This window comes from Clostridia bacterium, assembly GCA_036654455.1.
In the GTDB taxonomy this organism is placed as follows: Bacteria; Bacillota; Clostridia; order Christensenellales; family CAG-314; genus JAVVRZ01.
Genome location: JAVVRZ010000001.1, coordinates 276,371 through 289,432 on the forward strand (window position 1 = coordinate 276,371; position 13,062 = coordinate 289,432).

General features: G+C 33.9%; 9 protein-coding genes and 8 tRNA genes. 10 read left to right on the top strand and 7 right to left on the bottom strand.

Annotation, left to right across the window (positions count from 1 at the left end; translation table 11 throughout):
- Nucleotides 1-4 precede the first annotated feature (4 nt).
- On the top strand, nucleotides 5-454 hold the full coding sequence (locus tag RR062_01375) for a hypothetical protein (protein MEG2026373.1): 450 nt from the start codon (nucleotides 5-7) through the stop codon (nucleotides 452-454).
- A gap of 1 nt (nucleotide 455) precedes the next feature.
- Nucleotides 456-1,037, top strand: coding sequence for an RdgB/HAM1 family non-canonical purine NTP pyrophosphatase (gene rdgB / locus RR062_01380; protein MEG2026374.1), 582 nt, complete (start codon nucleotides 456-458; stop codon nucleotides 1,035-1,037).
- A gap of 206 nt (nucleotides 1,038-1,243) precedes the next feature.
- Here the strand turns inward: rdgB and RR062_01385 are convergent, their stop codons facing one another.
- Both RR062_01385 and RR062_01390 read right to left on the bottom strand, forming a co-directional pair.
- On the bottom strand, nucleotides 1,244-2,437 hold the full coding sequence (locus tag RR062_01385; GenBank protein ID MEG2026375.1) for an aminoacetone oxidase family FAD-binding enzyme: 1,194 nt from the start codon (nucleotides 2,435-2,437) through the stop codon (nucleotides 1,244-1,246).
- Between the two features lie 294 nt (nucleotides 2,438-2,731).
- Nucleotides 2,732-2,807 (bottom strand) — tRNA-Ala (locus tag RR062_01390).
- 667 nt (nucleotides 2,808-3,474) lie between these two features.
- Between RR062_01390 and RR062_01395 the strand changes: the two genes are divergently transcribed.
- The 7 genes from RR062_01395 to RR062_01425 all read left to right on the top strand — a co-directional run bounded on the left by RR062_01395 (nucleotide 3,475) and on the right by RR062_01425 (nucleotide 4,102).
- Nucleotides 3,475-3,548, top strand: a tRNA-Gly gene (locus tag RR062_01395).
- A gap of 9 nt (nucleotides 3,549-3,557) precedes the next feature.
- A tRNA-Arg gene (locus RR062_01400) sits at nucleotides 3,558-3,634 on the top strand.
- A 5-nt stretch (nucleotides 3,635-3,639) separates the two neighbouring features.
- Nucleotides 3,640-3,716, top strand: a tRNA-His gene (locus RR062_01405).
- Nucleotides 3,717-3,742: 26 nt separating this feature from the next.
- Nucleotides 3,743-3,817 (top strand) — tRNA-Gln (locus RR062_01410).
- 7 nt (nucleotides 3,818-3,824) lie between these two features.
- Nucleotides 3,825-3,900, top strand: a tRNA-Lys gene (locus tag RR062_01415).
- Nucleotides 3,901-3,905: 5 nt separating this feature from the next.
- A tRNA-Lys gene (locus RR062_01420) sits at nucleotides 3,906-3,981 on the top strand.
- A gap of 34 nt (nucleotides 3,982-4,015) precedes the next feature.
- A tRNA-Leu gene (locus tag RR062_01425) sits at nucleotides 4,016-4,102 on the top strand.
- Between the two features lie 330 nt (nucleotides 4,103-4,432).
- Here the strand turns inward: RR062_01425 and RR062_01430 are convergent.
- From RR062_01430 to RR062_01445, 4 genes are all read right to left on the bottom strand, one after another.
- Nucleotides 4,433-5,548 (bottom strand): GGDEF domain-containing protein, encoded by a 1,116-nt coding sequence (locus RR062_01430; GenBank protein ID MEG2026376.1) that lies wholly within the window; start codon nucleotides 5,546-5,548, stop codon nucleotides 4,433-4,435.
- 302 nt (nucleotides 5,549-5,850) lie between these two features.
- On the bottom strand, nucleotides 5,851-6,435 hold the full coding sequence (locus RR062_01435) for a hypothetical protein (GenBank protein MEG2026377.1): 585 nt from the start codon (nucleotides 6,433-6,435) through the stop codon (nucleotides 5,851-5,853).
- A gap of 172 nt (nucleotides 6,436-6,607) precedes the next feature.
- On the bottom strand, nucleotides 6,608-7,462 hold the full coding sequence (locus RR062_01440) for a lysophospholipid acyltransferase family protein (GenBank protein MEG2026378.1): 855 nt from the start codon (nucleotides 7,460-7,462) through the stop codon (nucleotides 6,608-6,610).
- 12 nt (nucleotides 7,463-7,474) lie between these two features.
- Complete coding sequence (locus tag RR062_01445; protein ID MEG2026379.1) at nucleotides 7,475-8,470, bottom strand: glycosyltransferase family 8 protein; 996 nt, start codon at nucleotides 8,468-8,470, stop codon at nucleotides 7,475-7,477.
- 214 nt (nucleotides 8,471-8,684) lie between these two features.
- On the opposite strand from RR062_01445, the gene RR062_01450 reads away from it, so the two are divergent.
- Entirely contained in the window at nucleotides 8,685-9,263 is a 579-nt protein-coding gene (locus tag RR062_01450) for a helix-turn-helix transcriptional regulator (protein MEG2026380.1), read from the top strand.
- 373 nt (nucleotides 9,264-9,636) lie between these two features.
- Here the strand turns inward: RR062_01450 and RR062_01455 are convergent, their stop codons facing one another.
- Nucleotides 9,637-13,014: an InlB B-repeat-containing protein gene (locus RR062_01455; GenBank protein ID MEG2026381.1), complete on the bottom strand. Its 3,378-nt coding sequence runs from the start codon at nucleotides 13,012-13,014 to the stop codon at nucleotides 9,637-9,639.
- Nucleotides 13,015-13,062 lie beyond the last annotated feature (48 nt).

Here is a 13,062-nt window from a genome sequence, read left to right on the forward strand (position 1 = left end):
GATTATGAAATTTAAATATAAAACGCCGTTACTGGCTCAAATAGTAATTTATATCTTATTGTGCGTGCAAACAGCAGTTATTTTTCTTGCAATTAGTAAAATATTTGGTTGGTTTACCTTTAATAACAATAATTTGTGGCTTGATATTCTTGAAATTGTTATAAGCGTAATTGTCATTGTCGCAAGCATATTTCTACTTACAACAAAATATATAGTAGATAAAGAAAAAATTAAAGTAAAATTCGGTTTCTTTGACCTTACAAGCGGAAGATTTTACATCAATCGCATCGCTAGCATTGTAACCGATAGCAAAACAAATAAATTATTTATAAATATACAAGAAAAAAACGGCGAGCCGTCGATTATTGAAATTGCAATTTACGCAAATAGCTTTGATGGTTTTATCACGGCTATAACAGCGGTTAACCCATCTATCGAGACCCTAGTCAATTAATATGGATTTACTTATCGCTAGCAACAATTTAGGTAAAATTGCCGAATTTAAAGCAATGTTAAGCGACAAATACAAAAATATCTATGGTCTTAAAGAATACGGCATAGTTTGCGATATAGAAGAAACCGGACAAAGTTTTGAAGAAAATGCAAAAATTAAAGCTACGTTTATTAAGAATTTACTAGGCATTAAACAAATTGATATTCTAGCCGACGACAGCGGACTATGCGTAGACGCTTTAAATGGCGCTCCTAGCATATATTCGGCAAGGTTTAGCGGTATTGACGCTACCGATAAACAAAATAGAGATAAATTATTAAACTGTTTAAACGGTATTGCCAATCGTAAAGCATATTTTGAAGCATATCTAGTCTTAATTAAAGCAAACGGACAAATTATTACTGCAAACGGCAGGGCTTATGGCGAAATTACCACAGAAGAAATAGGCGAATTTGGCTTTGGCTACGACTCTATTTTTTATAGTTACGAGTTAAACGCTACTTTTGCAAGCGCAAATATAGCTCAAAAAGACAAAATTAGTCATCGTGCAAAAGCTTTAATAAATTTACTCAATATTTTATAAAATTTAAGTTAGCCTTAGTTATGCTTAAACAATTAAACTAAAACATCTAATTTGTAATTTATTAAAAAACAACTCAAAAATATTTTTGAGTTGTTTTATTTATTTTATAATTACAGATATTCTAGTTTTTAAATATTGTTAGTCTAAAATGTTATAAAAATAAAATTAATATACTTTTAAAAAAATTTTAAAAAAATACCCAAAACTTAGCGATTGCTTAAAAGCGAATTTATAGATTTGGCGCAAATACCGGCGCTACTCCACGCAAATTGAAGATTATATCCCCCACAGTTGCCGTCAATATCAAGAAGCTCGCCGATAAAATATAAATCTTCGACTAGGTTTGAGCTCATTGTTTGAGCGTCAACTTGCGATAAATCTACTCCGCCTTTTGTAACTTGCGATTTGTCAAAAGGTAAAACGCTAAGTTGAGTTAGAGAAACCTTTTTTACAAGATTGCAAATTCTTATAGCGTCGACTTGACTAAGTGGCGTAGAGACGTCATAGCCTAACTTAAACAACAAATTTAAGGCTATTTTGTTATTGAGTAGCCCTGTAAAAAGATTTTCACACGTTAAATTTGTTTTGCATCTATTTGTAATTATCGTATCTATATCAATATCGGGAAAAAGGTCAAGTTCAATTTTGCTATTGTTATCAATTTTAAAGCGAGAAAGTTCAAAAATAGCAATACCACTTATGCCATAATCTTTAAACATAACTTCGCCGTTTACGCTTTGAACTAGCCTACCGCTATTATATAAACTTGCCTTAACATTTGCTTTTATTCCGTTAAGCCCTTTTAAAAAGGCGTCGACGCACTTAATTGGCGCAAGCGAAGGATAAAGCGCAGTTAAAGTATGCCCTAATTGCGTAACAAGTTTGTAACAAGGGTTACTTGTAACGCTACTGTTACCGCCACCGCAAAGAATAACTATATCTTGATAATATGTTTTGCCTTCGTTGTCGGTAAGAAAGAACTTAGCGTTCTTCTTTGTAATGCTAACGATTTCACAATTACATATAATTTTAACGTTGCTGTTTAAATTTAACCGCAAAACATCAAGAACGGTGCTTGCTTGATAGGTCGCAGGGTAAATAAGGTCGTCTTGATATGTCAAAAGCAAACCCAACTTTTCAAAAGCTTTTATTGTGTCTTCTACGCTAAAATTAGTAAAAATTTGCTTAGCAAACTCAAAATTGTTGTAATTAAGACAAAATTTATCTAAGTCGTTGCAACTATGCAAATTACTTAAATTACATCTGCCATTGCCGGTTTGTAGAAGTTTTTTGCCGACACGGTCATTTTTTTCAAATATTGTTACTTTGTAATCGGCTTTAAGCATATTAGCGACAAATAGTCCGCTTGCTCCACCGCCTACTATGGCTACGTTTTTCATTTTTTCTCCCCTAGCTCTTGCGTATTTTAAGTTTACCACATCTTTGTCTTTTTCACAACTTCTACATTAAACTGTTAATTTTAATTTTATTTAAACAATTACATTAAATTGTTAAATTTAAATTTATTTCAACATTTATATTAAATTGTTAATTTTAAATTTTATTTCAACAATTTAAATAGGTAATATTTACCAAGTAGTTAAAGATTGCCACCAAGTTTGCATTACTATTAGTTTTCTTGCAAAATATATTGCTACAAATACAAATACACCACAACATAGTGCGGTGTATCTTGGTGGAGATAAGGGGAGTCGAACCCCTGACCTCTTGAATGCCATTCAAGCGCTCTACCAACTGAGCTATATCCCCATAGTTTATTTAATTTTTTTATAATATGCTACTTGACTACCAGCAATCTTTTCTTTGCCGTTGGTAGAGCAAGCACTTCCGGGTCGCAATTACAAATTGCTCCCCGCTTTGGCTAACAAATTGCCAAAGGGCAATTTGTCTTAACGCGTCGCGCCAACTGAGCTATATCCCCATAGTTTATTAAATTTATATCAAAATAATATTTAGCAATTATGCTATAATTAACAAATGTTAAAAAATGGCAAACAAATAATACTAAAAATAATCTTACAAATTAAAGCAAACTGTTAGTTGAGCTTAATACTAATAGAAGAATAAACAATATATTAGATAAGGTCAATATCAAAGTTTGAAAAACGCTAAGCAGTATTTCACATAATATTTTATTGCTTATATATTATATAATCTATAATAGTTTTTGTCAATATTTATTTGTCATTTTATAAAGTATATGCTATAATAATTAAGATACTTAGGGGAAAAGCAAATATCAAGCCCGTTAAGTATCTTGCCAATATACCGTTTAGTTTTGAGGCGTCAAACTTTACAAATGTATATTCGCAGGACTTATGCTTAAAATATACTTCGTGACAAAATTTAACTGCATAATTGCATTATTTTGTTGACAAACTTATGCCAAAGTGCTAAAATTTTTAAGCGTGTTTGTGCGGGTGTGGTATAGTGGTAATACGGCAGCCTTCCAAGCTGCAGTTGTGGGTCCGATTCCCATCACCCGCTCCAAGTTGATTTGTGCCTGTAGCTCAGCTGGATAGAGCATCGGCCTTCTAAGCCGGTTGTCGGGGGTTCGAATCCCTTCAGGCACGCCAATATGGTGGGCGTAGCTCAGTTGGTTAGAGTGCCAGACTGTGACTCTGGATGTCGTGGGTTCGAGTCCCATTGCCCACCCCAGTACAATTTTTATACTTACTCGTTATAGGGGTGTAGCCAAGCGGTAAGGCATCAGACTTTGACTCTGACATGCGTAGGTCCAAATCCTGCCACCCCTGCCAAAATTTTGACCCATTAGCTCAGTTGGTAGAGCACATGACTTTTAATCATGGTGTCCCGCGTTCGAGTCGCGGATGGGTCACCAAATAGGCGCCTTTAGCTCAGTTGGTAGAGCACCTGACTCTTAATCAGGGTGTCCAGGGTTCGAGTCCCTGAAGGCGCACCACCAACTGAGGATGAAGATATTCATCCTTTATTTTGCGGATATGGCGGAATTGGCAGACGCGCTAGACTTAGGATCTAGTGGATTCACTTTCGTGCAGGTTCAACTCCTGTTATCCGCACCAAAACTTAGCCGATTAGGCTTAACTAGCTCTACAATCGTTATAATGTGTTTAAGTCGTAGTTTTTCTAAACATATTTGACCGTGTAGGGTTTTTTATTTATTAATTTTTACCGTTTCCCCCTATTTACAAAAAGTTTTATCGCTTCTTCCCCTATTTATTAAAGTTTTATTTTTCGATAATAAACAAAAACCACTTTTAGAGCTAAATTTCCTAAATACAAAAATTCTCTATCTAAATTAGATAGAGAATTATTTAAGAATATCTTTTTTGTTAAATAAATACTAAAAGTAAAATGTTAAATTATCTTATGTATATAAAAAGTAACAAATATTAAATATTTAGTGTGTCTTCATAAGAAGATATGCAGTTTTTACCACGAGATTTTGAAAAGTAAAGCGCTTTATCGGCGCAGGTTGCAAGTTCGCCTCTACTCATAGCAAGACCTTTGCTGTTTGCGTAGCCAATACTGACAGTAACTTTGCCAAAGGAAGAAGATTTGTGCGAAACATTAAGTTTGTCAACTTTTTCCATAATTAAATCACAAATTTTTACAACATTTTCATTATCAAAATTTACGCAAACTGCAACAAATTCTTCGCCTCCAATACGAGAAACGAAAAAAGAACACTCCGTCGCAATCTCACGCAAAACTTTGCCAATCTTTTGCAAACAATTATCACCGTTTAAATGACCATACACGTCGTTATATGACTTAAATGAATCTATGTCCAACATAATTATAGACACATTATCGGGTTTTTGCGAAAAAACATCATTTACAAACGTATTGTAATGACGCCGATTAGATAGTCCGGTAAGCTCGTCGATAAGGGAAAGTTTTTCTAATTGAACTTTATTTTGAAGACTAGTCAACTGTAAATTGATAATGGTAACGTCTAGCCCTATTCCAACAATACAACAGCAAACAGCGTTTAGAATATCGTTAGAATATATTAGCGGGTAAGGTTGTTTGACAATAGAAGTTAAAATACAAAAAAAGGCGCAAGAGGACGCAGATAGCGCAATTGCATAAATCGGCTTGCAAATATGTAGCATAGGAATTATTATTAAAAAAACATAAAACGTAACCGCATAAACATCGGGGCTCTTAATAGTGCCTATGTCAGCTGCAAGATATAAAATGGCGATTGCGTAAATATAAAAGAATAATTTTGTTAATTTTTTATGTTTGTTTACTACAAACAACACTAATAACGTTTCCACCAAGAAAAACAATGCGTAAAATAAATAAAACAGTTTAAGATTACTGATTAATGCGTTAAAAAATGTAAGCAAAAATAAAAATGCGCACATGCCGGTAGAAAAAATACAAGCTTTTTTTAGCAAAGAATAGTTGGTTTCTTCAAGTAAATTCTTATTTTCTATATAAAATTTCGAATCAACATTACCAAACAAATAATCTTTAAATTTCGTAAACAGTTTCATTATGTTGCGTCCTTTCGTATATATTAAAAGTATTGTGGCAAGCAAAAGACATTTAAATATTTTATCTATATGGTCTTGATTAAATATTTATTCCAAAAAGCATCAGCAATTATTCAAGTATTTTATCTAACAAGATTATCAATTACAAGATAATTATAATAAGATAAATACTCATTCTTTTTGATTATACCATAAAAAACTTTAAAAGTCAATGTATTAAAAACAATGTAAATTTTATAAAAAAAATTAGACTAAATTTTTTTAGTCTAATTGGTAATTTATAAACTTATTGTTAAATTAAATTACTTGTTACATTCCCCCACTGAGATATTCTCAAACCTTTTTGATTTAATTTCATAGATTCGTAAAAGCTTGGGTCGATTATAACGCTGTATAAATATTGGCGGAATATTTAGTATTGCGTTGATTATTACTATCGGCAATGAAATAGTCAAAAAGCTATAATTTAAAAAAATAAGATTTGCTAGTCCGGAAATTAGACAAAAGTAATGTATTATTTCTCCGCAACAGTTCTCTTGCAAAAATCTAAGCAAATAAGAGGGGTCGGTAGTATCAATTTTATTTTTCTTAAACGAGCCTAGTCCGTCAAGTTCCATAACATAGTCTTTCCATCTTTTGATGCGAGTAAATTCGTAAAATTTAAGTTCGGCGGAGTTAGTTTTAAAGAATTTTTTGTAAGGCGAAAAAAACCGCATCGGCAAAGAATGTATTAAAAAGGCAAACAAGCCATCTACGCCTACCACTAATACAAAGTTAAGCAGAGTTAGTATTAGGCAATACCACACCGAATACGAACCTAGTAACCAGTTAAGTCCAAAGATTGTAAGTAAACTTGTAGAAATTATAACTATGTAGGGAGTAAACATTTTTCACCTTTGCGTAATAGTATTAGATGGCAAAACCATCGATATTTGTTGTTTTGTAAATGTATCAAGATTAGTTCTTAATTAAACTTTACGGTATTTAAAAAAAATATATAAAATATTATACCCCAAGGCTTACATTATTACAAGAATAAAATTTAAATATCTCAAAATTTTAAACAATAAAGTTTCCGCCATCATAAGCAAGTGGAATTTTATACACTTCTTCATATTTTGCCTTAACCAAAGAGAAGTTTTGTTCTAACATATCTTCAACGTTTTCCCTTTCGGTAAGCTTAGAATTTGGATAAATCGGTGGCATTACGTGAATAGTGTAATTTTGATTAGGAAAACCAAACTCGTCTACTCCGTCTACGGTTGTAAGGGTAGTAAAACAAGGAATAACCGGAACATTATTCTTAACGGCATACAAAAAAGCTCCACGCTTAAATGGCTTAGGCTTGCGATAATTCCACCACATAGATTGTTCGGGATAAACTAAAATATATTGCCCCCGATTAAGTAATTCCGTAAAAGCGGAATTAAAATTGCGCATTGTATGGATATTGCTACTCAAAGGCAAAGTGTAGTAATATTTTAACATATAGCCGACTGAACCCGGCATATTATAATTGCCTTCTCTTATAACAAAATTAAGACGTTTGTTTACTTTTGACTCTAAAACAGCGTTATAGACACAAATATTTTCAAACTGACTGAAATGATTGCTTGTTATAATTGCACCGCCGTCAACTTTTTTGAAATTTTCTGCGCCTTCAACTTTAACGTTAAATTTCTTTTTAAAAGTTTTGTTAAAGCGGTTGCCTAAAAAGACTGCTATTGCAGTCTTAATTTTTGTAGAAAATTTAACCTTTAAATAGTCAACGTCTTCGGGAAGCAAAGTTTTTGTAGGCGGGTCAGCCTCTACGTCAATAAAGAAATAATCTCCGCCTAGCCTCTCATATTCTTTTATCTTGTTGACTATGGCTAATCTTTCAAGATATTTATCGTTTTGTTGATTGTCACTCATAATTTAATGCCTTTAAGCAAAAACCATATCGCCGATTAAGTCGTCGTTGCTTTCAAGTTTAGGCTCTTGATAATTTTTTACTACTAATTTTTTGTAAAAAGTATGTTCAAGTTTACAAATACGCTTTGCTCTTAGTTTTAAATTAACGCTACCTAATTTGTCTTTACTGCGTTGTTCGTTGGTATATTTCTCTCTCTTTTGAAATAGTAAATCATAAAAAACAGTTTTTACGGCATATTGCCAAAAATATTTGTCATATTTAATGCCATAATACGTCCACGGTTTTTTAAATAACGCATAGTGTATTAAATTTAATTCGCCCTTGTAGCCGTCTTGAACACATTCTTTATTCCAACTCAATGGAATATATGTAACTTTATCTTTTGCAATAAAATTAAGATAATCTTGGTCTTGGGCAATCGTTTCAAATTTGTAAGTTTTTATCATTTGTATAAAGCATTGCTCAATGTCATATTCTCTAAACTTTTTTAAATTCATTACTAAAATACCGGCGTTAAAATATTTGCGATAGTCAAGCCCTAAGACTATTTTGGAATAATCTCTATATTCTTTTACGCTTGCAACGATTTGTTCGGGAATTGCGCCTAAAAAGTTGTCGCCTATTTCAACATTATAAAGTTTAGAAATGTCGCCTAAAACAACTATGTCGGCGTCAAGATACAATGCCTTGTCGTATTGAGGGAACAATGTTTGTATAAAAAATCTAAAATATGTTGTCTTTGTGTAATAGTCACGAGTGTCCAAAGCGTCGCAACAGCTAGCAAGCCTTTCGCATACGTTTACAAATTCTATCTCAAAATTATCACATTGATAAGAATAAATGATATCTTTGTTGGTTGTGTTCAAGCCATTATTTAGAATATACACGCTATACTTATTTTCTTGGTTTGCATTATCTATTAAAGAGCGTAGAGCAACTGTCAAATATGGAACATAGTTATCATCAACGGCAAAAAAGATAGGTATTTTGTTAGTTTTGATAATCATAATATAATCTCCTAAATAGTATTGTTGTTACATTAATACATTTTTGTGATATTTGCACGAAAATTCTTTTAAAATTGAGATACTCTTGAAAAACTATTATTATACTCAACTCTAATAATATTCGACCTGTGTTTTTATATCTACTAATAAGAGAATTTGCTTAAAATACCTCAAATTAGTTGCCAAAAACTCTATTTTAGCTATAATAGTTGTTATGGAAGATTTAAAAATAATAATTGCTGAAAACTTAATAGATTTGCGTAAGCAAAATAAAATGACCCAATCCGAACTTGCCGAACGACTAAATTATACGGATAAAGCAGTGTCAAAATGGGAGCACGGCGACGCCTGTCCCCCGATTGAGGTGCTTAGTGAAATTGCAAATATGTATAATGTCACTGTCGACTATTTAACGCATCGTGGCACTGTAAAAGAAAAGTCTGCATTTGTGCTTAAAAATAAGAAAAATAATAAAATTATTATTGCTTTGCTTGCCGTTTCGCTTGTATGGATACTGGCTACTATTTTCTTCGTGTATTGTAAAATAATAGGAAACTATGTATTCTGGCAAGTGTTCTTGTGGGCAATTCCGGCGTCTGCGACTCTACTTATAATTTTTAACGGCATTTGGGGAAGAAGAAAATATGGCGTAATTTACGTTTCTATCCATATTTGGTCGCTACTTGTATGTTTCTATATTCAATTTATAGCCTACAACTTATGGCCAATTTTTATACTAGGCGCTCCTGTTCAAATAGCCATTGTGCTTTGGTACAATCTTAAAAAACAATAGGCTTACCGTTTAGTCGATGTTGCGCTATTCGCCCCGTCTAGATGCCCTTTACGCCCTCAAACGAGCAAGTAATGATACTAATTTATGCAAAGGTTATAGATAAAGTAATTTTATTATATTGTTTTGATTATTTTAATTATAAATTATTATTTAAAAGTATTTTCAATTTGCCTCCCTTACGCTAGGAAAAACAAGTTTGATTATATAACATATTTAAGATTTTTGTTAGAAAAATTTTCGTCATAGTCTATTAGATATTTAATAAATTTTAATTTTTAAAAAATATCTCGGTCAATTTTGACCGAGATAAATTTTATAGTTTTTACTTTAATAAAAATTAAATTTCTTTTAAAGTTTAGTAAATTTAAATATTCTATGGCTTTTGAGCTGGAATATATTCGATTACGCCCATTAACTGCATTGGACCGGCAGAACCTCTAAATTCGAGCAAATCGCTTGTAGCCGAGCCTAAAAATGACTGTGTCATCATAGTGTTATACATAGTGATATAAGCGACTGTTTTTTCAGCGTTATTTTGTTGTTGTTGATAAACTCCAACAATAAATTGTTCTTTGGGCGTTAAGGTCAAACCTTGTTGCGCCTTGCCGAGAGCTGTTCTAACCTCGTTAGTTGCCGTAGCCACTGCACTTGCAAATGCTGTAACTTGCGAATATTCGTTTACAGGCGCCATAAACATTCCACCTTGTTTACGAGGGTCGTTATAATTGTAATCGGGAGTTGTGTTATCGCTATCAACTTGATAGTAATATGGTCTAGTAATATTGTAGGTTACTTTACCGTCGGCGCTAATAAATTTAATGTCCCAACAAGGGTTAATACCTGAGGCTGCGTTACCTGCTTCCCCCACGCCACATATAATAAAGTTAACCATTTCGGCGTTTGCCGAAGTTTTTATCGCTTGCATAGAGTTTGCGGTAAACAATTTAACATTATCGTTTAATGGTCCTTTAAGGGTTTGAGCGGCAGCGCTAAATCCACTTGCTACAAACCAAAGTTCTGTGCCTGATACCCAGTTATCAAAGGTATTGTCGCCTTTAAAAGTATAACGAGGGTCGCAAGAAAAGACTTTACCGTCAACAACCTTGTCGTATTGCGTTCCAAAATAGTCTTGTAGATTGATAAGCGGACCGCCAGCTCTTGATAAGTGACAGTTTTCGACCGTTGTATCATAACAGCCCCAAGTGCTTATGGCAAAAGCGTTTGTGTTATAAATTCGAGTGTTCTTTACAATACCGCTAGAATTTAGCACGGGTTCTCCACCGCCGTGATAACAAACACCGCTAGAACCTTCGGTTAATATACAGTTATTAACGTCAATGTCGCCATAGCCTTTAATGCAAATAAAACCGCTAGTTTCGTAGTAATGCTCATTTACGGGTTTGCCCCAGGCATCTGTGCCGTCGGGGCGTTTGTTGTTGCCGATAATCTTTAAATTATTAAAGACCATTTTATTCCAGTCGCCCGGTGCCGGCGAACGAGTAATGCCGGTAAGTTTGGCAGGATAAGTGCCGTCAGCCATAACAACCGCATTTTGGAAAATTGCTTGATAACTATTTGCAAGTTTGTTTGTCTTAACATCGCCAACAAATTCAGTAAATATACCGTGCGAAGCGTTACCGCCAATACCTTTTTCGCATACGCCTAAACGAGCAAGTCCCTTGCCGTCTACCGTAAAGTAATTGCCGTTTACAGTTATGGTATTGTCTTTGTTATCGCTAAATCTTACAAAGGGGTTGCAATTTTGCTCTTTTTGACTACCCATAGAGTTACCGTCGTTAGGTCTTGCGTGTCCTAAGGGTTTGTTTGTTTTAATATCTATAAGAAGATTTGCGGTGACTGTTTCTTCTACGCCGTCATCGGTTCTTGTAAAAGTAATGGTGGTTCCATCGATAGAACGAGTAACAACTGCATCGTCGTATGTGACTACGCCGTCTTTTGTAGCTTGATTGTAAACCTTTGTATAGTAATTTCCATTTTTTTCTTCAACAATATAGAAATTCTCTTTGTTGTCAAAATAAGTTCTACCTATGCAATTACATTCGCTTTCCTTATCCAAAAAGTTCTCGCTTGTGTGAGGGGTTGTTAGCAATAGCGAACGAAGTAAGTTTACAGTGTGAATTTCAAGGTCAAGGAAGCAAGTCTTCATACCTTCTTGGGTATAAACGTTATGACCGTCGTTGACTACAAAAGTCATAATAAGCGGAGTCATATTTGTTTGGTAAGTTGGCTTGATTGTAAGTTCAATATTCTTTCCAACAGCTAAGGCGTTAAATTGAATAGAATTGTTTGTAAGCGTAGCGTATTCGCTCATTGATTTGCTTACGCCGTCAACCTTAATTGTATAAGTTACGGGGAAAGCGTTAAATAAACCGACTGCAACGTTAAAGTCAGGAACAAATAAGTTAGCAGAACCAATAGTATATGGTACGGCTATCGTATCTAAGAAACCTAATTTGGTACTTTCCTTAACTAGATTATCAACGGTATCTTGATAATTTGAATAATTAGCGCCTTGTGTGAAAGTGGTAGAATAGTCGACAATTCTTACTTTCCAAATTGCGACTTTTTCGCCTTTTGTAAGTCTAATAATAGCGTAACCTACTTTACTTGCAACTAACTTTTCATTATCTTCAATTAAATCAATGCTATCTTGCGCTGTTTGAGCTAAAATTTCAATTTTTGCGCCCGTGCCAAAAGTATACTGCATTCCTTTAAACAATATAAAAGTGCTAGTTTCAACTACTTTTTGACCGATTAATTCGCCCGAACTAATTGGAGCGTAGGTTGACTCTTGTACCGTAAAAGTAAACGTTACGGGTTTACTATCTTTTCCGTTGCCTTTTGCTATAATTTCTATGGTATGTTTTTCGCCCAAAGCAAAGTTAGGTAAAGGAAAAATATTAATGGCGACAGTACGAGGTTCTCCGCCGTCTACTATTATTTGATAAGAAGTTGCCGAAGCAGATTTATCCCAAAATAGACTTCCTTCGCAATATTGAATATTTGTAACTTCGGCGTTAACAAATACGCTCCATTTTGCGTAAAGAGTAACGTCGCCGGTTGCTTTATCTGTTGCAAAGTTCCATAAGGTAGTAAATTTGTTGTCTTTATACCAACCATCAAAAGTATAACCATCTTTTGTAGGGTCGGCGGGTCTAATTAAAAGCGAGTCGTAACCAACGGTTGTTTTTTCTATTACCGTTCCGCCGTCCGTATCAAAGTTTGCGTCATAAATTTCGACTGCCCACTTTGCGTAGAGCGTTGTATCGGCATTTGGCATCGTGGTGAAAACATAAGGCTTTTCAAGTGTAATGTCGCTAAACCAACCTTGAAAAATATAGCCAACCTTGGTAGGGTCTGCCGGTTGAATAATGGTTTCGCTCTCAAAAGTCGTAAGCGAATCAACTATACTACCGCCGTTTGTTTCAAATTCGATAGTGTATTTGCTTAGCCACTTAGCGTGAATGGTTGTTGTTTTAGTTATGTTGTTAACATTTTTATCCAAAAAAGGTTGTGTCAAGCCGGTATCCGTAAACCAACCTGCAAACTTTTTGTCTGCTTTTGTGGGGTTAGCAGGCATTTGGAAATCTTTGGTAATCTCGATATCGTCTATGCTACTTCCACCGTTTGTATCAAACTTAATATAAGCTTTATCGTTACAAGCGCTTAGAACTAACGTAGATAACATTACTATTACTAACAATAGCGCAAGATATGATTTTCTTTTCATATTATTCTCCTATTAATTATTATTGTTATAAAAACCAAAAGTATTTAC

Excerpts from the sequence above, each read along its gene's own strand:
- RR062_01445 (MEG2026379.1), bottom strand. The coding sequence starts at position 8,470 with ATGATTATCAAAACTAACAAAATACCTATCTTTTTTGCCGTTGATGAT.
- RR062_01430 (MEG2026376.1), bottom strand. The coding sequence starts at position 5,548 with ATGAAACTGTTTACGAAATTTAAAGATTATTTGTTTGGTAATGTTGAT.
- RR062_01375 (MEG2026373.1), top strand. The coding sequence starts at position 5 with ATGAAATTTAAATATAAAACGCCGTTACTGGCTCAAATAGTAATTTAT.
- rdgB (MEG2026374.1), top strand. The coding sequence starts at position 456 with ATGGATTTACTTATCGCTAGCAACAATTTAGGTAAAATTGCCGAATTT.
- RR062_01450 (MEG2026380.1), top strand. The coding sequence starts at position 8,685 with ATGGAAGATTTAAAAATAATAATTGCTGAAAACTTAATAGATTTGCGT.
- RR062_01385 (MEG2026375.1), bottom strand. The coding sequence starts at position 2,437 with ATGAAAAACGTAGCCATAGTAGGCGGTGGAGCAAGCGGACTATTTGTC.
- RR062_01455 (MEG2026381.1), bottom strand. The coding sequence starts at position 13,014 with ATGAAAAGAAAATCATATCTTGCGCTATTGTTAGTAATAGTAATGTTA.
- RR062_01435 (MEG2026377.1), bottom strand. The coding sequence starts at position 6,435 with ATGTTTACTCCCTACATAGTTATAATTTCTACAAGTTTACTTACAATC.
- RR062_01440 (MEG2026378.1), bottom strand. The coding sequence starts at position 7,462 with ATGAGTGACAATCAACAAAACGATAAATATCTTGAAAGATTAGCCATA.